This is a genomic window from Aquirufa avitistagni (genome assembly GCF_042715545.1).
Taxonomy (GTDB): Bacteria; Bacteroidota; Bacteroidia; order Cytophagales; family Spirosomataceae; genus Aquirufa; species Aquirufa avitistagni.
The window spans coordinates 366,761-389,398 of sequence record NZ_JBBKXZ010000002.1 but is presented as its reverse complement, the minus strand read 5'-3'; the positions used below and the strand labels follow the sequence as shown (position 1 = coordinate 389,398).

Here is a 22,638-nt window from a genome sequence, read left to right as displayed (position 1 = left end):
AGGCCATTGAAAATTATTTTGTAGCCGTTGTATAGGCTAAGACCTTCAAAATTTGTTGCTGCGAAAATCCATTTGGATCGTATTGAGCCATTTTAGATTTGTCCAACAATTCCTTAGGTAAGGCAAAACCAATTCTATATTTCATTAAATCGTTCAATGACTTGAATACATCCCAAGTCATAATCGTCGTATTTCCTAAACTAGAACCAGAAGTTAAGCGTCTAGCAACTCCCCAGCCACCCATATTGAATTTTGACATGTTATCTCTAAAGAACGGCTTCCAAAGTGCTTTATTTTCGGCAACAAATCCAGTCATATTCGCTGGTCGGCCAAAGTTAAATTGTACATATTCTCCCGTTCCTGGTAAATCATCTTCTGTCACGAAAACATTTCGCTCATCTTTTGTCCATTTAAATGACGTGGTTAGAAGCGCTAATTCGTCCTGTTCTGATTTGCTGAGAACTTTTGCGTTGTTATTCCACCAAGCAAATTTGGCGTCTAATAATTGATCGATGTTGTTTGCGCTTTGGGCAAAAACATAGTTAAACCCATTTTCATCATCTACACCATCGATTTTTACAACTTGTAACAGAATCCATCCCGCTACATCTCCACTATTTACAGATGCTTGTGCGACTTTGGATTGCATCATCTGTGCTTTTTCAAAATTTTGAAGGTTCCCTTCCACGCGTACGGAATGTATCGCGTATACACGTTGCGCTTGTGCAACATGGATCGAAATAAGTAGGATCGCTACTAATGATAAGATCTTTTTCATTTTTGTTATTTTAAATTTTAGCTAATTATTTTTCTCTTACTTCAATTTTCCAAACGTCAGTTCTTACCATCGTTCTTGCTGCCTCAGGTAGTGGCGTTTTAGGAAATAGTCTTTTGTATGTCGACAAATATTCCTCCATAGTTATGCTATACGATTTATCCCAATCTTTAAATAGGTTTCCGGTAACATAATTGTATTCTGATCCGTCAGCCACTGGAACAATTAGTCGATTAAAATACCAACCTGTTCTATTCCCATTTTTTATAAACTCTTGATGAATGGGCTGATACACTTCCTTTTCTTGTCTTTCATATTCCCCTTCTTTCCCAGGTAGCGATTTCATAAAATTAACCTCCATATAATCCCCCTCACCGCGTAGGGCAGTAATATTCGAATAGATCTCCGTTTTTACCGGTACGCGTAATGACGTATACATATTAGCCATGCCACTTAAGGTTTTTTCGTCCATTCCTGGAAAGGCTTTTTTCATAAAGTCTGCTGTATTCGTTTTTGAAAAATCATTAATGGAACTAGCTGACTGGATAGAAACTAGGTCATAATTGGGATCTCCTGAACTTGTCAAAACACTGTAAAGTGTATAACTAGCCACATCACCCTGTTTAATTTTTTCCTTCCAAATCTTGGAAGCATACGTTTTGATTAAGCTGATATACTCAGCCGTTTTGCCTCGATCGGACTTGTAATAATTTACTAAATAAAAAGTCTGCTTTGCACTTGTTTGAGCAAATGTAAAGAACACGCTCATGAGCAAGCATGTGGTGATAATTAATTTTTTCATAGGTATTAGATTTAGTTTTTTCCTACTCATAAGGCTTTTCGGTTACGCCCCGTTTTTTAATGTGGGTGCTAGTCTCCACAGGTATCTTTTCGAAACTAATAATTTTTTTTGAATTAATTGTGTATCACGTGGTTTACTTCCTTTTATACAAGTACCACATGCAACTACTCAACATCGCTGGCACCACAGATACATGGGTTTCATCGGAAAATTCAACAAACTTGGTTTCGATATTTTTATAATGACTTTTGAGTTGATTGTCAAAATAGTGTAGATCTTCAATTCCGTCTTTGGGTTCTAAAGTACCAAAGGACAAAAAGACTCTTCCATTGTATTCATTATGTGTCGCGGCATAGTTTTTTTCAACCGTTCTAATTTCATTTTTTAACCAAAGTCGCTGAGAGGAGCTATTGATCCCAAAGCGATTAAACAACGAGGGTGTTTTAAACATTAAGTAGGCGACCATTTGACCCCCTAGCGAGTGGCCAGAAATTCCTCGATTTCCATTAAACCCATATTTGGTCTCAATAAACGGAAAAATTTGTTGGGTCAATGTCTGCAAAAACTGCTCCCCTTTACCAGAAATTAAGCTTCCAATAGGTATGTTAAAATACTTAGCTGCTCCTACATCGTTCAAGGTGTCCTTGGAGAACGTATAATCAGGCCACCGATTAATTAACCATTCACTCGTAGTTTTCTCTGGACCCGCAATGGTAACCACGATAACATCCTCAATCAGGTTTTCCAATTGAAGTGTCCGATGTGCTCCATGTGCAATAGATGCCGCATAATAGCCATCTAAAATATAATACACGGGGTATTTTTTGCTTGCATCATAACTTACGGGCAAGGATACCTCTAAGGTATATTTTGTTTTGTTGAACGTAGAGGTCAAATCAAACGTTGTCGTTAACTCTTTCGTTAGCGGGAATTGGGCATTAATCGAATGAGCAATCATGAGGACAAAAAGGAGACAAATGTATTTCATAGCTGTTCGTTAAATTAAAATTGTTGTTAATGGTAGATGGGCAAACCACATGACGAAATCACGCCAAAAGGGTAAATAGAGCATATCAAATAGGACCAACCCATGCGCGATCACATAAAGGCCTACTATCAACGGAAACACCCAGCGCGCTTTGGCTTGTTTACGTTCACGATAAATGATCCATAAAAAAACCGCATACAGGGTAAAAATAGTAGTCAAATAAGCCACAAATGGGTCGCTAATCACGCGGAACGCAAAGCGAATAAAGGCCGGTTCAATACATGCCAAACCTGTCACAATCATTCCACGCGCATGTAATTGATAATCCTTTTTGTATCGAATCGCAATGAAAAAAGCGGTCGCCAATATGATCAAATCCTTATATGAATTGAATGTCCCGACCAAATGATCATCGGTCAGCGGCCCTTGATGAGGTATGCGCGAATGGGTTAACAAAATGATCGAAATAAAGATCAGGGGAATCAGCAGGTAGCTTATTTTTCCAAGCAAGCGATGAATCGCTACTTGCTTGTTCCGAATTAAAATCGGTTGGATAATTAACAAACTCATCCAAAGAATAAGAACGGTGGCATGGAAATGAAAATAGAAGGAGAAGTTGGCAGTACCATAGAAGAACTTGGCAAAATACGATGGCCAAAAACCTAGGCAAACCAACAAGACTAATCCGAAAAAGTAATAGCCTGATAAATCAAACTGCAATTTTTTAACTGGTTTCTCCATGTCCGAAAACTCGAGAAACAAGATAGTTTATACCGCTCGACAGGCAAATATGAAACCATTTAAATGTGTTCCCAAAAAGGAAATGGGAACAAATGAGATGACATTTATCAATTAAACAAACTGCCAATCATTGGAATTTTACCTATTATTTAGGTGATTTAACTGCTTTCGGACTAGGATGATAGCTTTTCGAAAAACGAGGTCGACACGACCTCTTTACAAATCTTGCTCACCTGAATAGGCGGGGAGTATTGCAACCGTTTTCGATATTAAAAAGCCTATTTATTCCTTTGTAAGTATACGACGCCCCAAAGGAAAGTTGGACTAATCACATTCCGACAAGAAACCAAGGCTTATATCTTGCTTGCTTGATTCCCAATTGGCCATAGATTTAGCACGGTATACAAAGGATGAATTCGCGGATAGAGAAGCATTTAGACTAAAATATTTGCTAGTTGGTTTTGCTTTCTTGCTTTCAACCCATTGAATCGTGGCAGCAACAAGTCCCATATCTTTTGTCAAATAAAGATTATAAGAACGTAGGTCTAATTTAAACAATCCCACATAGCCTTCTTTTATTTCAAAAATTACATCCTTTGGCATGATTAATTCTGTGGGAACCCCATCGACTACTTGATACAAGTTCAATCTAAATTTTAGGCTAGAAAATTCATTTGAACTTATGTGCATCTGAAGTTCATTCAGAAAGCAGTCCTTTTTCACAGGAAGCAAAACTCCGGCCTCTTTACCTAATCGATCATCCACCTCTTTTTCATAAAAAGTATAAAAATTATAGTGCATGAGACCCAATCCCTTACCATTTCTTCCCAAAAACTTCTTTACTGTTTTCTTGGGCTTAATGCTTACTTCTTGTAATAATGTAGACGCAGGATATAAAAGAATATCTCCTAATGAGTTAGCCAATTGGGTTGGGGCGAACTTAAGTATTTGATATCCTAAATGCGAAAAAACGATTGAATCGGTGGCGATACTATTCCCTGAAAACTTGAGTTCAAATTTTCCATTTTCATCCGAAACTGTTCCGATGTTTTTTTGAAAAACACCAATATTGACATAGGGAATTGCTTGCTTTGTTTCAGCATCAATTATCCTGCCTATCACTTTTGTTCCTTGAGCTTTTACTGTGTTTAATACTCCTAAAAGGAGCAAAAGAAAAATCAAATATTTGTGCATGACATCCAAATAATCTTAATTGCTAATGAACGAAACAGGCTTTGTAATTAGTATAGTAAAGAGAAGAAATACCAAAAATAGTATGATTTAACATGAGGCCAAAAACTAAATAACGGAAGACGGAAGTTGATTTAGTGCAAATATAGTTGGTATGTTAGCTAAGGTCTATGTTATAAGTCAAGCGCCATTTGAATATTGCAGCGCTCATACGGTGTATGGCGTCCAAATACTTCTATAAATCCCAACTTGCGATACAGGCTTATGGCAGGTATTAACATGGTATTACTCTCTAAATAAAGCGTTTTTGCACCCACTGATCTTGCTTTGTCTTTTATGGCTTCCCCGATTAACCAACCAATCTTTTTACCTTGTGCTTTGGGTGCGACTGCCATTTTTGCCAGTTCAAAATCATAGCTAGGATCGTCCATTTTAATTAATGCACAAACTCCAACGGGCTCCTTATTTAATAAAGCTACTAAAATATAGCCTCCATTTTGCAAAATATAACTATCCGCATTGTCTAGGGCCTTATAATCAGACGCTTCCATTTTAAAATAAGCAGAAATCCATTCAACATTTAAGTCCCTAAATACTTCCTTATAAGCTGGTTCGTAGTTAACTATTTCAACATTATCCATGAGTCAAAAATAAGAATTACTTTTTCGGGTTTATATATTTTTACAATTCATTAGATCGATTTTGCTTAAAAATCATACCATAACAAAACATCAAAAGCCGATCATTTCTGATTGGCTTACTCTCCTTGCCAACGGAAGATGCAGCTTAAACTCGTATTTGAGAATACTATTATTTTTTTAAATTTATAACAACTTATTGACTAACCATAAATTGAAATAGAATGCCACTGCTAATTTTATTTTCTTGGTTCTCCATTATTATAGGATTACTATCTTCAACTAAATTGGATACAACTCAACATGTAGACTCAACCCCAAAGTTTAAATTAATCCCTGCTCCAAAAATTACATTCAATTCGTTCGTGGATTGTAATATGGCAGAGGTGTGGATTGGCGATACATTTAGAATCTTCCCTGGCAAATATGGCGAAGACCCTTTATGGGGTTATGCAAAAGATTTAAAGTATTCAGATGGAGAAAATGCAGAGGCTGTTTTTAAAAACCCTGCTAGCAAGTTCTTTAACCCAAGTATGCCTAGCAATGCACCTATAGGACAGAAAGGCTTGCATGGAGCGGTTTGGTTTGAAACTGTTTACCAAGATTCTAAAGATAAAAGTGGTAAATCATTATATGGCATTTACCATAACGAAAATTATCCCAGCACCTTACCATACGATTCAGTTACCAAAGAGGGATATAGAGATGTCCTTTGGCCACAAGGTTTGACTGGTCCAGAAAGTCCTGCAGCTGTTTGTAGAATTGGTGTGATGAAATCCATCGATGGAGGTAAAAGCTGGGATAACAGAGGCATTTTTATAGAGGATTATGACCCAAGGATGATTAGAAAGCCCATTAATACGTCAAATACTTTTGCGGGTGGTGTGGGAGACCCGTCTGCTGTAGCGAGTGGTGACTATTTGTATTTATTTTATGGAGAGTATGGTTATCCTGGTGTGTATGATGAAAAAACGTATACTGGTCAAAAAGAGTGGAGTGGTCAATGCATAAGTATCGCGCGTATCGCTTTGAAAGATCTAGATAATCCCGTCGGAAAAGCGAAAAGATGGGATGGCAAATCATTCTCTATAGCTTACGATAGCTATGGGGTTCCTGTTCGGTCGTTACAAATTCCAATCAATGAAGGTGGCGGTGGCGCTTCTTCGCCAACAGGTGGATTTCATTGGGGACCATCGGTTAGTTGGAATACGTATTTGAATTGCTGGGTAATGATGATGGGGAAAGTGGAGGGGAAATCATGGCAAGGGGATAAAATCTATATTTCATTTAATAAACATAAAGATTTAGGTATAGGATCCAATAGCCAAGATTGGTCAAAGCCTGAATTGGTCTTTCAGAAACCTGGATATATTTTATGGTACCCTTCATTACAACCATTAAATACCCCAAATGATATCAAAGAAAAAAACACATCCGTTAAACTTGGGAAGCGTGCACGTTTTTTTGTCAAAAGAATTAAACCGGGGGATGACGAATATGCGTCGGAGCATTACATTGAATTTGAAAAGTAAAAGAGCTACTGGCTTGTCCAGTGTGACTCACTTACTAGTTGGAATATTGCAGCCGTTTTCATTATTTGAACTTGCGACTATCAGGAATTTAAAGGGTTAAACTTCGTGTCAAATTGCAGGAAGCTACTTCCCACTCCAAGCGTCTATAATACCTGATTTAACATCAGTATTATTTTGATTTCTTTTTCCCCTCAAAGGAAGAAACATATTGAATGAGATAGTAGATACTTTTCTGTCAGAATTTTTGAAGATTGAATTTATCCCCCATTCATACCTAGTGCCTAAACTAAATTTATTTCCAAAATGATGTCTAAAATCAAAGAACAGAGAAGAATAATTTGTTGTTTCACTTCTTACCTCTTTAGTACCCGTTGCAGTCTTTAACTCAGGGCTAAATATATAGTTTTCCGCTACTCCAAAACTCAAATTCGACTTCTTTCCAATGTCAAACATTGGACCAACATAGAAGGCAAGATTGCCCGTTGTAAATTCTCCGCTTTGGCCAGGCATTAATGCCAAATCGCCATAATTGCGTCTTGAGCCATCAATCTCGGTATATATTGAGAACCTTTTGGATATTTTTCTGCTAAAATAAAAACCGCCTCCCACATCAACTTTATTAAAGCCCTCATTGAAACCAAAAATATTTGTAGACAATATAACGCCAAATTTATTTTTTAAAGGCTCCACATCTTGGGCAAATAATGTCCCTATTGATTTAGTAAATAGAAGGAGAAGTAAAATTGAATTCTTCATAATGTTAGTTATAATTTATAAAAGCAATAAAAAATTATTTTCCACTCCAAGCGTCCATTATACCTGATTTAATATCCGTATAACTGGTGAATAGATAAATGACTAAAATGATAATGAAAATTGTCTTCCAGTGTGTTTTTACTAATGCTTTTAAGTCGTTTAAGAACTGATTCATATCTGTGATTTTAAGGTTTACATTAAATTCATAGGGTTTGGTATCGGATGTATTCAAGAGATCAGAAGATGCTAATTCCAAAGCATCACTTATTGCTTTTACGGAATAAAGACTTGGCTTTACCTCATTGTTCTCAATTCGTTGAATCGTTCTAAGGGTTAAGCCTGTTTTTTCTGAAAGCTCTTTTTGGGAGATATTTAAACCCGTTCTAAGCTCTTTTAATCTTTCACCAAATTCCATGTGCAAATATGATACGCGTAAATGAATAATTTATTGACACAAAGGCGTCATTTGAACGACATTTTAGTGTGTCCAAAGCAAAATTACATATCGCATGTGAAAAATAAGGGGAATTAGACACTTAACTCAAACAAACTTACCGTTGCGTTATGGTAGTGCTTTGGTAAATCCGCTGTATTCGTTAATTGTGAAAGGCCTAAGAAATTGAACCCAAAACTAGTGTAATGTTCTATCAATTTCTGATTCTCGCCTACTGTATCCAAGCGGATAAACTTTTTGTTGTTTTTAACTGAATATAATTTAGCCCATTCTACAATTTGCTTTACATAAGCCTTACCGCGACAATTAGGATTTGTTGATATTCTATGGATATAGACAGATGGGTCTGCATCTTTATCGACCCAAATTAATGGGTCAGAAAAAGTAGTCGCCCAAATACAAACTATTTCTCCTTCAATTATTAATTTCCATTGTCTTTTTTCGGCAATTTCATTTGTAACCATATCTCTATCAAACTCCGGCCAATGACTAATGAATCTTTCTTTTTGATATGCTGTAGCAGACCTGTATAAATCAAATATGAATTCCAAGTCGTCTATTGTACTATTTTGTATCTCCATTTATGTCAAAATTAATTTATTAAATATAAAAACAGAAGAGAAAAAGGCTGGCTATTTTTGACTAATTACGAAACGTTTACTTATAAAAACGAAGCTCCTCTAGCTCCCTGTCAGACAAAGAGAATTTTTACAAAACCCTCTACTGACCTCGAACCACAAAAACCAACATTAAATCTTCCAGATGATTCGATAGACCACATTTCTCCTCAACCCACTGATTTAGGGTTGTAACATTTACGAAAAATGAAGTGTTAAAAATGGAAAAGTTGCAACCACAAAAAATATCTCTTTATTGAAAGTTATGGTGGTTTTTAAACAAAAAAAGAGGTCGAAATGACCTCTTTTTGATTTGTGCTCCCCTTACAGACGAAAGATGCAGCACAAATTCAATCTTTGTTTATTTAACCATTTGGAACTTAAACAGATAGACTTTATACAATTTTATAAGAAGTTCGCTATCGTTTTATAATTTGAAAAACTTTTTATTCATGTTGAATATGAAGCCATATCCCAATAACTTATTCAATAGATTGTACAGTTTGGCGTCTTTTCCTGCCATATATCTTAATCTATTTGTTCCATCTGTTGCTGCCTCATAAATGACTTTAGTAACTACATTTGTTGATGAGGCATTCTTAATCATTTGCGGAAAGGCTGTCATAATTTTACTTACAATATTTTGATAGGCACTCAACTTTTCATCATTATTAAAATCAAAAGAACGACCTGCAAAATCTGTGGCTATTGCGCCGGGCTCAATTATTTTAACTTTTCCGCCAAATTGTTCCACCTCATATCTTAATGATTCTGAAATACCCTCCACTGCGAATTTTGTTCCGTGATATAATGAGCCCAATGGGAAAGTCATTTTACCTCCCATTGAGGAAACATTCATTATTATTCCTTTTTTATTTTCTCTAAAATGAGGTAGAATTGCCCTTGTGACATCCAAAAGTCCAATAACATTGGTATTGAATTGACGTAAAATCTTTTCTCTTGGAAATGATTCTAATGGGCCGTAAGCACCATATCCAGCATTGTTGAGCAATACGTCAATTCCTCCAAACTTTTCAATCCCATTGCTTATTGCTTGGTTGATTGATTCCAAATCCAATACATCAAGTTTCGTCACAAAAACATTTTCCAAACCATTTAATTCCCTTTCCTTTTCAGGATTTCTCATGGTTGCAACAACATTCCATCCATTTGATTGAAAGAATTTGGCTGTTTCTTTTCCTATCCCACTGCTTGCGCCTGTAATAAAAATTGTTTGTCTCATTGTCTAATTATTTGTTTGAATCACAAACATATAGCCATAATTTTAAACCCACAACATTAGAGTATGGTCTATGGTTGACATTTATTTTCATTCCACTATATTTGTCACATGCTAATAAATGAACTATCAAAAAGAACGGGGCTTTCTGCACACACCATTCGATTTTATGAGAAATCGGGGTTAATTGAGGGGAAGCAGGACGATTCTATTTTATCAAATAATTACTTCCACTATGATGAAGTAAGCGTTGAAAAATTAGAATTCATTAGTGATGCAAAGTCGGTAGGCTTTACCATTAAAGAAATCGGCCAAATCATTAATGCATGGTATAATAATGCTTATACCAAAGAGCAAAAGCTTGAAATTCTAGCAGAAAAATTAGTCTCTTTAGAACAAAAAATGAAAGAGATAAAGGAGATGAAGAAACAGCTACTTGAGTTCAAAGATGACGTATTAAGTGATAGATGCTAAGATAGAAAACAAAAAGCCGATCATGTCTGATCGGCTTGCTCCCTTATTAAGTGGAATGTTGCAGCCAATAATATCAATTATAAGACTGCTACTATGATTTTTCTTTTTCGAATGCTTCTTTCGCAATCATAATGGCAGTCATTGCTTTTGGCCAACCTACGTAAAATGCTAGATGCGTAATAACTTCCACAAGCTCTGCTTCCGTCAAGCCGTGTTCCTTAGCATAGTTTAAGTGAAATTTTAGTTGGTTGGAGTGTTCTCCTGCAACCAAGGCCGCAACGGTAATTAAACTCCTCTCACGCCTCGAAAGCTCTTTGCCTTCCCATACATCTCCAAACAATACATTATCTGTGTAACCCAATAATCTTGGGGCAAAATCACCTAACATTTTTTCTGCAGCCGAAACATTCTTTTCCTCAGTCATTTTATATATAATTTTAACAAATTTAATAAAGTTGCAACCACAAAAAATTTCTCTTGACAGAAAGTTATGGTGGTTTTTAAACAAAAAAAGAGGTCGAAATGACCTCTTTTTGATTTGTGCTCCCTCTCCTGGGCTCGAACCAGGGACCCCATGATTAACAGTCATGTGCTCTAACCAACTGAGCTAAGAAGGAATATTGTTCCTATTGGGACTGCAAAAATAGGGGGCTAAATCAATATATGCAAGATAGCCCCCCGTTTTTTTTGATTTTATTTGTCAGACTTCTTCTTTTCCTCCTTCTTCTTCACTAAGTCTCCGGCATTCAGCTTCTTAGCTACTGTCGCATAAGGACCCGCAATGATTTGTTGGCCATCCTTCAATCCCGACACAATTTCAATATGCTCAAAATCAGAAATGCCCGTCTTCACCTCCACCTGCTTCACTTTACCTTTCTCCTCCACAAATACCACCTCTCGGATGTTTTCCTTGCGTTTTCTTTCTGCATTGGCATCATCCTGCGTTTTTACTGCTGCACCATCTTCTGATGGCTTATCGCCCTCCGACTTCTTCTCTGCACCCAACTCTCGAGTAGTCACAGAAGCCAATGGTACCGTCAAAATATTCGACTTACGATTCGTTAAAATTTCAACCGAAGCAGTCATTCCCGGCTTTAACGGATACGACAATTTACCCTGAATCAAATCCGCATACGAACTACGCAACACACGAATCTTTACCTCAAATTCCGTCACGGCATCATTCGAAACCGCAGCAGCCGTTCCCGATGAATTCGCCGAACTTGCTACCTCATACACAACACCCATGAACTTGCGATCCGACGATGAAAATGCATCCACATCAATCATTACCGTATCTCCCAAACTCACCCGCGTAATGTCATTCTCATTCACATTCACCCGAACCTCCATGTTATTCAAGTTCGCAATACGCAACATCTCCGTTCCTGCCATCTGTGATGTTCCCACCACACGCTCCCCAAGCTCCACATTCAACTTCGAAATAATACCACTCTGTGGCGCATAAATCGTTGTTTTTGTCAAATTCGTCTTCGCCTCTTTAAATGCCGCCTCCGCTGATTTAACATTAAAATTTGCCGCCTTTACATTGGCTTTCGCTGCTTCTAGATCTTGTTTGGCAACGATATAGGCCGACTGGAACTGATCAAAATCTGAATCCGAAATCACCTTATCCTTATGCAAACGATCATTCCGATCAAAGTCAATCTTCGCCTTGCTTAAACGTGCCTCACTCTGCGCCAATACCGCCTTGCTTTGCTCCGAACCCGCCTTCTGCGCATTGACCTGAGCCTCTGCACGCGCTAATAATGATACATAATTATCTGGGCGAATCTTCAATAACTCCTGGCCGGCAACCACTGAATCTCCCTCGGCAACATTTAATGAAACAATCTCACCCGAAACATCCGGCGACACCTTCACCTCAACCTCCGGCTGAATTTTTCCCGAAGCAGACACCTTCTCCACAATTGTTCCTCGCGCCACCTTCGTATACTCTACTTCCGTAGGCTCTACCTTACCAATCCACTCCATCTTCTTCGCAAGCGCTAAACCACCGAAGATTAAAACCACCGCAGCTCCGATGATATACCATGTTTTTTTACCTTTCATAAGCTTAATTGTTATCAGTCGCTAGTCAACAGTCGCTAGTCGTCAGTCAAGTTGTTTAATATTCTCTTTTAAATAATCTCTTAGCTCTTCGTTCTTACCTCTTAACTAAAAAGTTAGGCTCTTCCCTTGATAAAAATCTAAAATCTTCGTCCGGAATACATAGTCATATTTGACCTGCACCAAACTTAACCGCGCCTTATCCAAATTCGTCTTCTGTAAATTATAGTTGACAAAATCTATCGTTCCCGCCGAAAAGCGACTCTCCGACGCGCGAAAGCTTTCTTCCAAAGCCGACACTTGCACCGCACCCGCCTCATAGCGCTTCGCCGCATTCAACATATTGACATACGCCTGCTCAATGTTTTGACGCAAAGTTAAGCGCGCGCGCTCTGCTTCAATCTCCGCATTGCGCTGCTGCAAACCCGCCTGCAACACCCGCGTCCGGTTCGCATACTTCGTGAAAATAGGAATGTTCAAATTCAACGAAACAACTTTGTTTTGGGTATTATTCAATTGATCAAAATAGCCAACCGTTGCGCCCGATCCATATTTCGGCTGCACCGTAGATACCGGATAAGACTGTCCGCCTATGGCCACAGAACCTAAATTAACGGTCTGGGTGCCCAATAACTCAACCGTACGCAATGCGTTTGATTGGTTAGCCGACCAGCTTCCATTCAATGATAAGGTAGGTAAACGAAACGCCTTCGCCACCGAAACACTGCGCAATGCACTCTGAACCCGAAAATCAGCCGCACGAACCAAAGGTTGTAACGACAACGCTTTGGTATATATGTCATTCACTGTAACCTCATAGCCCTTCGAAGAAGGAACCGGCACCTGAATACGCGCCAAATCAAAAGCCTGAATGTTTGAATCATTCAAGAGCTGCAACAAGGTTAATTTATTGATGTCTAAGGTGCTTTGAAACGAAACGATATTCGATTCTTCGTTGGCCAACTGCGCCTTCAAATCCAGCAAACTCGTGATCGACAAAGAACCTGCATTCACCAATTTCTGCGTACGCTCAATTTGTAATTTCGTGATTTGAGATTGGGTATTGGCGATTGCTAATTGGTCTTCCGCATTCAAAATAGCCAAATAAGCTAGCACCACTTGCAACGAAATGTTTTCGCGAATCGAAGCCAAATCCTCTTGAGTAGCCTTGAGCGCAAACTCATTTTGAGCAATGGTATTCTTGAGTGCTCCGCCATTAAATAGGGTCACATTTGAATTCAAACCCACGTTGTTGTAATTGATGTTTCGCGAATCAAATCCGTTAGTAAACGGGTTGAGCGAACGTCCAAAACTGGCCGCTTGATTCATATTTCCGTTCAAAGAAGGCAATTGATTAAAACGCGATTGCTGATACGTCAGCTCCGCATTCTTTAAATTAACCTCGTACGATTTGACATTTAAATTATGTAAGAGCGCAATCTCGACGGCTTGTGCTAATGACAAATGAACTACCTGCGCATTTCCTTGAATGGCCGTTTGCGCGAATCCAGCAAAGGACCCAAGCAACACCGAAGCAAGCATGATGTATTTTCTAGTATGCATCTATTTCAATTAAGTTTGCAAATTTAGCCAAAAGCTTTTTGGCAGAACCTGATTTTTGGATAAACGGCAAGAGCTACGGATAAACCGAATAATTAGCGCACCACCTGATAGCGGCGCTTTGCTTCGCTTCGTGAAAAAGCATTGAAATGCCACCACTCAAATTCAATGCGCATAAAGCCCGCAGAAACCATGGCATCTCGTAAGATAAGCCGATTTTGATAGGCCTTTTGGCTTAATTTGCCAGAAGCCAAAAGCTCCTTTTCACGCGAAGGATAGGCTAGCTCGCCAAAAAAATCATAGGGCGTCCCCATGTCAAGTGGTTTCCCTGACGCATCAGCCACGGTTAAATCAATGGCTGAACCATAGTTGTGAATGGAATGTTCGCGCGGATCCGCCACATATTTTTGGCGTTCACTCGGAGGATACTTCGTCAAGGTATTCCACAGTTCCCACTGCTTAGACAACGGGCGCGCCGCATCGTAAATCAATAAACGAAAACCCGGATGGGCTTTGGCTAAGTGCGCTTGTGCGCGCTTCAGCTTTTCAACCACCTCTGGCTGCAAAAAGGCATGTTTTAGACATCCGTATACGTCCTTACCCATAAAATTGTCGGTCGTCGCATATTTTAATTCTACCAACACCTCCGGAATGTGTGCCCGAACTTCCAGTAATCCCTGCTTTTGCATTTCCTGCTCAAATGAGCAAGGAATTTGACCAAATACCCGAACTGACAACAAGCATAGAACCCAGAATAGACGCATAAGAACCAAAGATTTTCCCTAAATTTAGCCAAATTTCCTCGACCCTATGGCATTAAATTGGATTTGGTTTCTATTCTTCGGTGTAGCTTTTGTTGTTGCGCTTATTCAATTCGTCTTTTTTGGCAATGCTGATATCTTCAAAATTCTGGTAGATGGCATGTTTGATTCTGCCGAAATCGCCGTCATGAAAATTGCACTTCCACTCGCCGGCGTGATGACCTTTTTCATGGGTATTTTACAAGTAGGAGAACGCGCAGGTGCTATCCAATTTCTAGCGCGCCGCATTGGTCCTTTCTTTACCCGCCTCTTTCCTGAAATCCCCAAAGATCATCCCGTCCACGGTCAAATGATTATGAATTTTTCAGCCAATTTGCTAGGTTTAGATAACGCGGCCACGCCTTTTGGGCTAAAAGCTATGCAAAGTTTACAGGAAATTAATCCGGTCAAAGAAACGGCCTCCAACGCACAAATCATGTTCTTGGTGCTGCATTCAGCGGGACCCGTTTTAATTCCCTTAAGCATCATGGCACAGCGCGCTATTTATGGTGCCCAAGATGCATCTGATATCTTTATTCCTTGCCTGATGGCAACCTATGCCACCACGATTACGGGACTCATTTTTGTCTCAATCAAGCAGAAAATCAATTTATTGGAACCCGTACTTTTAAGTTGGCTCGTAGGCCTAACCGCCTTCCTCGGCGGTATCTTATGGTACTTCAGTTCTCTACCGAAAGAGGCCATTGAAATACAATCCAAAGTCATTTCAAACGGCATTTTATTCCTGCTCATCTTCTCCTTTATCGCCGCAGCGATGCGCAAGAAAATTGATATTTTCGGGACGTTTGTCGAAGGTGCCAAAGGTGGATTTGAAACTTCCGTCAAAATAATTCCTTACCTGGTAGGTATGCTCGTGGCCATTTCTTGCCTTCGCAATTCGGGCGTTTTGGGGTTTATTGTAGATGGAATTAAGTATGTGGTGGATATGTCTGGCGTGGATAACCGCTGGGTAGATGCCATGCCCACGGCACTATTGCACCCTGTTAGTGGAAGTGGATCGCGCGCCATGATGATTGATACCATGAAGACGTTTGGATCGGATTCGTTTGTTGGCCGCCTCTCTTGCGTATTCCAAGGTTCTGCCGAAACGGTCTTGTACGTAGTCGCTCTTTACTTTGGATCCGTGCAGGTACGCAATATTCGCTACACGCTTTGGGCTGGATTAGCCGCAGATTTTGTGGGAATTGTCACCGCGATACTGGTGAGCTACTTGTTTTTTGGGTAAGCTAAGGCAGCGGTAAGGCCAATGTGACGTTGCCGCCTACCACGTCTTTCTTCCATGAGCCGGTATCAAACCCTAAGTTCGCTTTCAAGAAAGCTTCTTGGCCCATGACTTGGATTGGGCGCGACCAAAAGAGGCCAACAGCATATTGTCGCTTTACGGGAACGAATTCGCGACCAAACCAACCAATCGCATTCGACATTGAACCGCGGAAAGTCACTGAATTCTGCCCAAATAAGCCTTCAATACCAATATAATAAGCCTCTACTCGGTTATTATCATATGACACATTCTTCGTGGGCGATAAATCTGTCTCTGAATCCAAGGTCAACATCGGCGTTCCCATACCCTTACCGAAATAGGTCCAGCCTGAATTATATACTCCGTTATTCAGATAGTTGTCGAAACCCCGCAAAACACTGGAGTTAGTAAACACATTTCCGCCTTGAGATGCCGTATTTAAATACTCTACTACAACTCTTACGATACCTTTTTTGGACGAACGCGCATACGAGATTCCGTGCAATCCGTCGGTGATGTTATTTAAATAATACAGCGATCCATCTTCGTAGATAGATTGACGATACATGAGTAATTTACCAATAGGCAAATCCACTTCCATACCCACATCTACCGTACCCAAATGGTTGCCTAAGCGATTCCAACCATCATTAACACCATACGTTGCGGTATCTCCGCCTTCCTTGACCCGGTTAATGCTTTGGCCAGTAATCATGTACAAATATTCCTTGGTGCCTGTCGCAATACGTCCATTTTTAGCAGAAATATTATACGGATCCGCATATTTCAAAACGCCGCCCCACTGTACCTGATGGTTAAATCCACCATAGAATTTAACTTTCCAATTCGGCTTGCCGAGTCGGCCATAAAATGATTTTTGATGCAAATAAAAGTTGCGCACATCGGCCCGACTGTTCTCAAACCAGCCGTGGGAAAAGTTACCCTTGAAGCCTACGACATCCTTTAGAAACGCAGGTGCCCAGAAATTCTTGACCACTAAATTGATGGATGGCATCGGTAGCGCATTCCCAGACCAGATATAAGACCCCGAGCTAAGTGTCGAGTCCATTAAACCTTGCAATTGGCGCTTACGTCCAAGCTGCATTTCAAATATGCCATAGCGTCCCGTCACATACGCTTCCTGAATCATCGGATCCGCTTTTGTTTCGGCCAAATTAACCCGCGCCGCAACCCCATAACTCCAGTCGGCCCGCTTACTTAACACCACTTTCCCGCGCGTTTCAAACCCAGCCGTCCCATAACTTTCCTCTGTAGGGACAGCTCCATACTGGTTTGCGCGTAACCAAAAAGGTGTATATGAACCACTTGTAACACCGCCACCTACTAGAATCGTAGGTGCTGTATTTTCTTGCCCCAAAAGACGTAAAGCCACTAAACTAAAAAGAATGATCGCGCGAAAACGCATATAATCTGGGTTTGGGGTGCAAAATACGAAAAGAAGAGATAAGAAAGAAAAAAATAGTCCGAAGGGGATTATAGTCCGGAGGGAAAGAGTCCGAAGTGGATTAGTCCGGAGGCAAAGTGTAAGTTATATTGTTTTCTGCTATAATTTCCCTTCAGACCACCCCCCTCCGGACTTCAGACTACCTCCCTTCGGACTTCGGACTAATTCCCTTCGGACTTATTTTCTATCTTCGCCACCAGCTCAAACCCCAAGCTCTCAATTTTCAACCTTACCTCGTGCTTGTTTTTAATGCCAACAACCTTGGCAGTTTGGCCCTTCAGGGCGCCGGTGTCTATCGTGATGAAATCACCTACTTGAACGGAATTACCGATCGCCTCGACTTCTAAATGCTCCGATAAGAACTGTTGGATCGCCAAAATCTCTGCGTCCTGAATGACGGCTGGCTTGCCCAACCAATATAAAAAATTAACCACCCCGAGCGTCCGACGGACAATTGGACTCTGTTTGGCCAAATCAATATTCACAAAAACATAGGAACGAAATAAGGGCTCTTCGACCCATTTTTTACGGTCCGACCACTGCTTGCGCTTTTTGCTCACAGGACAATAGGCTTCAATACCCGCCTCCTGCAAACGCAAAGCCACCTTCTTCTCCATACGAGATTTCGTATATACCGCAAACCAAGCCATAGGTTATAATCTAGCGTCTACTAAAGATTTGTCGAGAACCGATTTGATATCGAAAATAATACCATCCGCCTGCTTCAATGTGGCAAATGGCAAATTCAAAAACTCCTGATGGGCAACCGTTAACACAATCGCATCGTAAGCAGAACCAAGCTCCGAAACCAAATCAATGCCATGTTCATGCTTCACCTCAGCCGCATTCGCCCACGGATCATAGACATCTACATCCATGCCAAAATCGCGCAATTCATGGTAAATATCCACCACACGCGAGTTGCGTATGTCGGGGCAATTTTCTTTGAAGGTAATGCCCAACATCAATGTCCGCGCACCGCCAATTTTCTTACCTTTTTGAATCAACAACTTGACCAATTTATTCGCAACAAAAATACCCATGTTGTCATTTACCCGTCGGCCAGATAAAATAACCTGCGGATAATAGCCCAAACTTTCTGATTTATGCAATAAATAATACGGATCCACACCGATGCAATGGCCGCCCACTAAACCGGGCTTAAAATTCAAGAAATTCCATTTAGTGCCTGCCGCCTCGAGTACCTCCGTCGTGTCTATGCCCATGCGGTCAAAGATGAGGGCCAACTCATTCACAAAGGAAATATTTACATCGCGCTGTGCATTTTCAATCGCCTTGCTGGCCTCGGCCACCTTCAACGAAGACGCCTTGTGCGTGCCCGCCGTAATAATCGATCGATACAATTGATCCACCCACTCCGCAATTTCAGGCGTAGAACCTGACGTTACTTTTTTGATTTTCGTCAAGGTATTTACCTTGTCGCCCGGATTAATTCGCTCAGGTGAATACCCGCAGAAAAAGTCCACATTAAATGTCAATCCCGAGTGTTTTTCAAGCACCGGAACACAGTCTTCCTCCGTACAACCCGGGTAAACAGTCGACTCATAAATCACCACATCACCCTTTTTCAGCGCCTTTCCAATCATCTCAGAGGCTTTCAACAAAGGGCTTAAATCGGGCTTTTTGAAATGGTCAATCGGCGTGGGAACCGTGACAATAAACGTATTACACGAAGCTAAATCTCCGCGCTCCGATGAAAATCGCAAATGGGTCGAAGCCTTTAATTGGTCATCGCTTACTTCCTGCGTGCGATCATACCCTCGGTTTAACTCGGCAATGCGGGACGCGTCAATATCAAATCCAAGCGTTGGATATAGCTTTCCAAACTCCACTGCCAACGGGAACCCCACGTAGCCCAAACCAATAATCGCAAGGGTTGGATTCATTTTTACTTCGTAAATAATTTCACATCAGACTCCATCATATCCTTCACTAAAGCCGGCAAGTCATACTTCAATTTCCAGCCTAATTTCTCCTTCGCTTTTGTTGGGTCTCCGATCAACAATTCTACTTCCGTAGGGCGGAAATAACGTGGGTCTACCGCCACAACTTCCGTTCCGATCGCCACTTGGTAAAGTGGGTTGTTGCACTTCGCGATTTTAGCTACTTCGTTTACGCCGTCGCCGCTGAATTCCACTTCAATGCCAACCTCCGAAAAGGCCATCCGAATGAAATCACGAACCGTTGTCGTAATACCTGTTGCAATCACAAAGTCTTCTGGCTTTTCTTGTTGCAAGATTAACCACATGGCTTCGACGTAATCTTTGGCATGGCCCCAGTCACGCTTAGCATCTAAATTTCCTAAATATATTTTGTCCAGTTGGCCTAACGCAATTTGCGAAACACCCCGGGTAATTTTACGCGTGACAAACGTCTCACCACGCAAAGGCGATTCGTGATTAAACAAGATTCCGTTCACCGCAAACATATCATACGCCTCCCGGTAGTTGACCGTAATCCAGAAACCATACATCTTCGCCACCGCATACGGAGAACGAGGATAAAAAGGTGTTTTTTCTGATTGTGGAACCTCTTGCACTAAGCCATAAAGCTCTGAAGTAGACGCTTGATAAATCTTTGTTTTCTTCGTTAGGCCCAATAAACGAACTGCTTCCAAAATACGTAATGTACCGATACCATCAACTTGCGCTGTGTACTCTGGCTCATCAAACGATACTTTTACGTGCGACATCGCACCTAAATTATAAATCTCATCAGGCTGTACATCCTGAATAATACGGATGATATTCGTCGAATCACTTAAATCGCCATAATGCAAATGGAAGTTGGACGCCACATGTGGATCCGCGTATAAATGGTCAATGCGTTGCGTATTGATCAAAGAACTTCTACGCTTGATGCCGTGCACCACATATCCTTTACTCAATAACAACTCGGCTAAATACGCACCATCCTGTCCGGTGATCCCGGTAACTAACGCAACTTTTTTGTTCTGTGACATACTGAATTAAATAAATGACCCTTTGGCCTGTAAATACAAGCTTCGAAATTACGAAAAAAATGGGAGAGCTTCCCCCAATTTTTATTAAATGGGTTTTAACTTATATATACAAAGCCAAAATTTCTTTTTCGTGCTTCGCATAAATTTGCTTGCGCTTTAACTTCAAGGTCGGCGTAATTTCACCATCCTGAATCGTAAATAAACGCGGCAATAAAACGAATTTCTTTACTTGTTCGTATTTGGCAACAGCGGCCATGGCCGACTGCACTTCTTCCTCCATTTTGTTGATCACCTTCGCATTAGTAATCATCTCTTCCGGAGTTCCCGCCTCAATACCTTGTTGTTTACACCAGGCACCCAAAGCGATAAACTCAGGAATAACCAGCGCAGATGGGAATTTCTGGCCATCTCCCACCACCATACATTGTTCGATAAAAATCGACTCCTTTAACTTGTTTTCAACCAATTGCGGAGCTACGTATTTTCCCCCCGATGTCTTAAAAATTTCCTTTTTACGATCGGTGATTTTTAAGTACTTACCGTCGACCATCTCGCCAATATCGCCTGTGTGAAACCAACCTTCTGGATCAATTGCCTCTGCTGTTGCTTCTGGATTTTTATAATAACCCGGCATCACAGAATCTCCTCGAACGCAAATCTCTCCATCCTCAGCAATCTTTATTTCCATACAGTCGATAACCGTACCCACACAACCCACTTTGAAATCTGGAGGATTAATAAAAGACACGGAGATTACAGGCGAGGTTTCTGTCAAGCCATAACCCTCTGAGATAGGCACACCTGCCGCCCAGAAAACACGCGATAAACGAGGTTGTAAAGCCGCAGAACCCGAAGCAATCAAACGCACATTTCCACCCAATGCTTCTCTCCACTTAGAGAAAATCAATTTACTGTAAATCGCATATTTGATGGAATCTAAGAATCCGAGCTTCTTCATCGGATCATATTGTAAACCAAAATCAATGGCACCAAAGAAAAGCTTGCGCTTTAATCCTGTTAGCTCATTGCCTTTGGCATAAATCTTATCATACACTTTCTCTAACAAACGCGGAACGGTCGCAAACATGGCCGGCTTCACCTCACGAATATTATCCGCAATTGTTTCCATGCTCTCCGCATAGTAAACAGAAACGCCATAAAACATATACATGTATATGTCCGTACGCTCATAAATATGACATAGCGGTAAAAAACTCAATGCTCTATCGGTCCCTCGCAATTCGAAAAATTGACCACGATCTAAGGACTTGACGTTAGATACGATATTATGGTGGGTCAACATGACACCTTTCGGCCGACCGGTAGTTCCGGATGTGTAGATCAACGTTAATAAATCCGATGGTTTCACCGCATCCATCAAGGGTTGTAAAACAGAACGATCTTTTCCTTCGCCCATTTCCTTCACTTCCGTCCACATCGAGGCACCCTCAACCGGATCGAACGTGTAAATTTCCTTAATCTTTTTATTCCCTTTGGAAGCCTCCTTCGATTTCAAATACAAATCTTCCCCCTCCACAAACACATACTTCACTTCCGCATTTTCAAAAATGAAAGCATAATCCTCAACCGTAATCGTTGGATACATCGGAACCGAAACAGCTCCAATAATTTGAATCGCAAAATCGATGAAATTCCACTCTGGCCGATTACCCGAAATGATGGCAACCTTATCACCTGGTTTAATCTTGAGGGCCAATAAACCTAATGCGGTTTCGTTGATAATGTCCAACATTTCTGTTGAACTGAAATTGCGCCATTCGCCATCGCGCTTTAAATTAAATAGGTCTGATTTGTGTAACTGTTGGTATTGAGGTAATAAGTCAAATACCCGAGTGAAGTTTTCGTGAAGTACCATAGGTTATAAGCTTGCTGTTTGACTCAAAGTTAAGCAATCGATTTGAGCCAAATTGAACTTATGCTGTATTTTTTTGCACTCACTGCTCATGGACTAAAAAGTGCATTATCCACAAGTTATCCACAGCTACTATATACAAATGATGCTATTTTAACCTATAAATAATTTAAAATTTAAATAAATGTAAATTTTAAACCAATTGACTAAATATTCAATTTCTGAATATGTTGTCCACACATAAAATAAAAAGAAAAAAATATTTTAAAGATCTCTTTTTTGTTCTTCTTTATTGTTCTCTGTGGATAAGTGGATAACTAAGCTAAGTGCTTGATATATAAGTTTGTATAGCTAAGCGTTTATGTAGACAACTTATTTTTTTGCGTGGACAACATCGGACTTATACACATTTTCA

General features: G+C 40.3%; 22 protein-coding genes and 1 tRNA gene. 3 read left to right on the top strand and 20 right to left on the bottom strand.

The genetic code is table 11. The features are described from left to right. Positions 1 to 13 precede the first annotated feature (13 nt). The 6 genes from U0R10_RS07475 to U0R10_RS07450 form a co-directional block, all read right to left on the bottom strand. Complete coding sequence (locus U0R10_RS07475) at positions 14 to 778, bottom strand: hypothetical protein (protein ID WP_377983337.1); 765 nt, start codon at positions 776 to 778, stop codon at positions 14 to 16. 25 nt (positions 779 to 803) lie between these two features. Next, positions 804 to 1,577: a hypothetical protein gene (locus U0R10_RS07470; RefSeq protein WP_377983336.1), complete on the bottom strand. Its 774-nt coding sequence runs from the start codon at positions 1,575 to 1,577 to the stop codon at positions 804 to 806. A 133-nt stretch (positions 1,578 to 1,710) separates the two neighbouring features. Then, a complete protein-coding gene (locus tag U0R10_RS07465; RefSeq protein WP_377983335.1) occupies positions 1,711 to 2,565 on the bottom strand; it encodes an alpha/beta hydrolase in 855 nt (284 codons plus the stop codon). Between the two features lie 9 nt (positions 2,566 to 2,574). After that, a complete protein-coding gene (locus tag U0R10_RS07460; RefSeq protein WP_377983334.1) occupies positions 2,575 to 3,306 on the bottom strand; it encodes a hypothetical protein in 732 nt (243 codons plus the stop codon). Positions 3,307 to 3,630: 324 nt separating this feature from the next. Then, positions 3,631 to 4,500 (bottom strand): carboxypeptidase-like regulatory domain-containing protein, encoded by an 870-nt coding sequence (locus tag U0R10_RS07455; protein WP_377983333.1) that lies wholly within the window; start codon positions 4,498 to 4,500, stop codon positions 3,631 to 3,633. Positions 4,501 to 4,670: 170 nt separating this feature from the next. Beyond that, on the bottom strand, positions 4,671 to 5,138 hold the full coding sequence (locus U0R10_RS07450) for a GNAT family N-acetyltransferase (RefSeq protein WP_377983332.1): 468 nt from the start codon (positions 5,136 to 5,138) through the stop codon (positions 4,671 to 4,673). A gap of 221 nt (positions 5,139 to 5,359) precedes the next feature. On the opposite strand from U0R10_RS07450, the gene U0R10_RS07445 reads away from it, so the two are divergent. After that, positions 5,360 to 6,667, top strand: a complete 1,308-nt coding sequence (locus U0R10_RS07445) for a hypothetical protein (protein WP_377983331.1) — start codon at positions 5,360 to 5,362, stop codon at positions 6,665 to 6,667. A 123-nt stretch (positions 6,668 to 6,790) separates the two neighbouring features. On the opposite strand, the gene U0R10_RS07440 is transcribed toward U0R10_RS07445, so the two are convergent. The 4 genes from U0R10_RS07440 to U0R10_RS07425 form a co-directional block, all read right to left on the bottom strand. Next, on the bottom strand, positions 6,791 to 7,423 hold the full coding sequence (locus U0R10_RS07440) for a hypothetical protein (protein WP_377983330.1): 633 nt from the start codon (positions 7,421 to 7,423) through the stop codon (positions 6,791 to 6,793). A gap of 34 nt (positions 7,424 to 7,457) precedes the next feature. Then, the gene (locus U0R10_RS07435; protein ID WP_377983329.1) at positions 7,458 to 7,838 is read right to left on the bottom strand and encodes a helix-turn-helix domain-containing protein; all 381 of its coding nucleotides are present in this window, start codon (positions 7,836 to 7,838) and stop codon (positions 7,458 to 7,460) included. Positions 7,839 to 7,951: 113 nt separating this feature from the next. Continuing rightward, positions 7,952 to 8,458 (bottom strand): GNAT family N-acetyltransferase, encoded by a 507-nt coding sequence (locus tag U0R10_RS07430; RefSeq protein ID WP_377983328.1) that lies wholly within the window; start codon positions 8,456 to 8,458, stop codon positions 7,952 to 7,954. A 463-nt stretch (positions 8,459 to 8,921) separates the two neighbouring features. Then, positions 8,922 to 9,737: an SDR family oxidoreductase gene (locus U0R10_RS07425; protein WP_377983327.1), complete on the bottom strand. Its 816-nt coding sequence runs from the start codon at positions 9,735 to 9,737 to the stop codon at positions 8,922 to 8,924. A gap of 108 nt (positions 9,738 to 9,845) precedes the next feature. On the opposite strand from U0R10_RS07425, the gene U0R10_RS07420 reads away from it, so the two are divergent. Further along, complete coding sequence (locus U0R10_RS07420) at positions 9,846 to 10,208, top strand: MerR family transcriptional regulator (RefSeq protein WP_377983326.1); 363 nt, start codon at positions 9,846 to 9,848, stop codon at positions 10,206 to 10,208. Between the two features lie 91 nt (positions 10,209 to 10,299). Here U0R10_RS07420 and U0R10_RS07415 read toward each other — a convergent pair whose 3' ends face one another. The 5 genes from U0R10_RS07415 to U0R10_RS07395 form a co-directional block, all read right to left on the bottom strand. After that, positions 10,300 to 10,632, bottom strand: a complete 333-nt coding sequence (locus U0R10_RS07415; protein WP_377983325.1) for a carboxymuconolactone decarboxylase family protein — start codon at positions 10,630 to 10,632, stop codon at positions 10,300 to 10,302. A 119-nt stretch (positions 10,633 to 10,751) separates the two neighbouring features. Beyond that, positions 10,752 to 10,825: transfer RNA gene (locus tag U0R10_RS07410), tRNA-Asn, on the bottom strand. A gap of 76 nt (positions 10,826 to 10,901) precedes the next feature. Further along, positions 10,902 to 12,281 (bottom strand): efflux RND transporter periplasmic adaptor subunit, encoded by a 1,380-nt coding sequence (locus tag U0R10_RS07405; protein WP_377983324.1) that lies wholly within the window; start codon positions 12,279 to 12,281, stop codon positions 10,902 to 10,904. Between the two features lie 105 nt (positions 12,282 to 12,386). Further along, positions 12,387 to 13,841, bottom strand: coding sequence for a TolC family protein (locus U0R10_RS07400; protein WP_377983323.1), 1,455 nt, complete (start codon positions 13,839 to 13,841; stop codon positions 12,387 to 12,389). A 92-nt stretch (positions 13,842 to 13,933) separates the two neighbouring features. Continuing rightward, on the bottom strand, positions 13,934 to 14,602 hold the full coding sequence (locus U0R10_RS07395) for a M15 family metallopeptidase (protein WP_377983322.1): 669 nt from the start codon (positions 14,600 to 14,602) through the stop codon (positions 13,934 to 13,936). Between the two features lie 46 nt (positions 14,603 to 14,648). Here U0R10_RS07395 and U0R10_RS07390 point away from each other — a divergent pair, with 46 nt between their 5' ends. Further along, a complete protein-coding gene (locus tag U0R10_RS07390; RefSeq protein WP_377983321.1) occupies positions 14,649 to 15,884 on the top strand; it encodes a nucleoside recognition domain-containing protein in 1,236 nt (411 codons plus the stop codon). A gap of 1 nt (position 15,885) precedes the next feature. Here U0R10_RS07390 and U0R10_RS07385 read toward each other — a convergent pair whose 3' ends face one another. The 5 genes from U0R10_RS07385 to U0R10_RS07365 all read right to left on the bottom strand — a co-directional run bounded on the left by U0R10_RS07385 (position 15,886) and on the right by U0R10_RS07365 (position 22,226). Next, complete coding sequence (locus U0R10_RS07385; RefSeq protein WP_377983320.1) at positions 15,886 to 17,328, bottom strand: capsule assembly Wzi family protein; 1,443 nt, start codon at positions 17,326 to 17,328, stop codon at positions 15,886 to 15,888. A gap of 200 nt (positions 17,329 to 17,528) precedes the next feature. Next, positions 17,529 to 18,017 carry a UpxY family transcription antiterminator gene (locus U0R10_RS07380; RefSeq protein WP_377983319.1) on the bottom strand — a complete coding sequence of 163 codons (489 nt, stop codon included), beginning with the start codon at positions 18,015 to 18,017 and terminating at the stop codon, positions 17,529 to 17,531. Positions 18,018 to 18,020: 3 nt separating this feature from the next. Continuing rightward, the gene (locus U0R10_RS07375; RefSeq protein ID WP_377983318.1) at positions 18,021 to 19,274 is read right to left on the bottom strand and encodes a nucleotide sugar dehydrogenase; all 1,254 of its coding nucleotides are present in this window, start codon (positions 19,272 to 19,274) and stop codon (positions 18,021 to 18,023) included. A gap of 2 nt (positions 19,275 to 19,276) precedes the next feature. Next, complete coding sequence (gmd, locus tag U0R10_RS07370) at positions 19,277 to 20,350, bottom strand: GDP-mannose 4,6-dehydratase (RefSeq protein WP_377983317.1); 1,074 nt, start codon at positions 20,348 to 20,350, stop codon at positions 19,277 to 19,279. A gap of 100 nt (positions 20,351 to 20,450) precedes the next feature. After that, on the bottom strand, positions 20,451 to 22,226 hold the full coding sequence (locus U0R10_RS07365; protein ID WP_377983316.1) for an AMP-dependent synthetase/ligase: 1,776 nt from the start codon (positions 22,224 to 22,226) through the stop codon (positions 20,451 to 20,453). Positions 22,227 to 22,638 lie beyond the last annotated feature (412 nt).

Bases quoted from the DNA above. Each gene is read 5' to 3' on its own strand.
- U0R10_RS07475 (WP_377983337.1), bottom strand. From the start codon at position 778: ATGAAAAAGATCTTATCATTAGTAGCGATCCTACTTATTTCGATCCAT.
- U0R10_RS07470 (WP_377983336.1), bottom strand. From the start codon at position 1,577: ATGAAAAAATTAATTATCACCACATGCTTGCTCATGAGCGTGTTCTTT.
- U0R10_RS07465 (WP_377983335.1), bottom strand. From the start codon at position 2,565: ATGAAATACATTTGTCTCCTTTTTGTCCTCATGATTGCTCATTCGATT.
- U0R10_RS07460 (WP_377983334.1), bottom strand. From the start codon at position 3,306: ATGGAGAAACCAGTTAAAAAATTGCAGTTTGATTTATCAGGCTATTAC.
- U0R10_RS07455 (WP_377983333.1), bottom strand. From the start codon at position 4,500: ATGCACAAATATTTGATTTTTCTTTTGCTCCTTTTAGGAGTATTAAAC.
- U0R10_RS07450 (WP_377983332.1), bottom strand. From the start codon at position 5,138: ATGGATAATGTTGAAATAGTTAACTACGAACCAGCTTATAAGGAAGTA.
- U0R10_RS07445 (WP_377983331.1), top strand. From the start codon at position 5,360: ATGCCACTGCTAATTTTATTTTCTTGGTTCTCCATTATTATAGGATTA.
- U0R10_RS07440 (WP_377983330.1), bottom strand. From the start codon at position 7,423: ATGAAGAATTCAATTTTACTTCTCCTTCTATTTACTAAATCAATAGGG.
- U0R10_RS07435 (WP_377983329.1), bottom strand. From the start codon at position 7,838: ATGGAATTTGGTGAAAGATTAAAAGAGCTTAGAACGGGTTTAAATATC.
- U0R10_RS07430 (WP_377983328.1), bottom strand. From the start codon at position 8,458: ATGGAGATACAAAATAGTACAATAGACGACTTGGAATTCATATTTGAT.
- U0R10_RS07425 (WP_377983327.1), bottom strand. From the start codon at position 9,737: ATGAGACAAACAATTTTTATTACAGGCGCAAGCAGTGGGATAGGAAAA.
- U0R10_RS07420 (WP_377983326.1), top strand. From the start codon at position 9,846: ATGCTAATAAATGAACTATCAAAAAGAACGGGGCTTTCTGCACACACC.
- U0R10_RS07415 (WP_377983325.1), bottom strand. From the start codon at position 10,632: ATGACTGAGGAAAAGAATGTTTCGGCTGCAGAAAAAATGTTAGGTGAT.
- U0R10_RS07405 (WP_377983324.1), bottom strand. From the start codon at position 12,281: ATGAAAGGTAAAAAAACATGGTATATCATCGGAGCTGCGGTGGTTTTA.
- U0R10_RS07400 (WP_377983323.1), bottom strand. From the start codon at position 13,841: ATGCATACTAGAAAATACATCATGCTTGCTTCGGTGTTGCTTGGGTCC.
- U0R10_RS07395 (WP_377983322.1), bottom strand. From the start codon at position 14,602: ATGCGTCTATTCTGGGTTCTATGCTTGTTGTCAGTTCGGGTATTTGGT.
- U0R10_RS07390 (WP_377983321.1), top strand. From the start codon at position 14,649: ATGGCATTAAATTGGATTTGGTTTCTATTCTTCGGTGTAGCTTTTGTT.
- U0R10_RS07385 (WP_377983320.1), bottom strand. From the start codon at position 17,328: ATGCGTTTTCGCGCGATCATTCTTTTTAGTTTAGTGGCTTTACGTCTT.
- U0R10_RS07380 (WP_377983319.1), bottom strand. From the start codon at position 18,017: ATGGCTTGGTTTGCGGTATATACGAAATCTCGTATGGAGAAGAAGGTG.
- U0R10_RS07375 (WP_377983318.1), bottom strand. From the start codon at position 19,274: ATGAATCCAACCCTTGCGATTATTGGTTTGGGCTACGTGGGGTTCCCG.
- gmd (WP_377983317.1), bottom strand. From the start codon at position 20,350: ATGTCACAGAACAAAAAAGTTGCGTTAGTTACCGGGATCACCGGACAG.
- U0R10_RS07365 (WP_377983316.1), bottom strand. From the start codon at position 22,226: ATGGTACTTCACGAAAACTTCACTCGGGTATTTGACTTATTACCTCAA.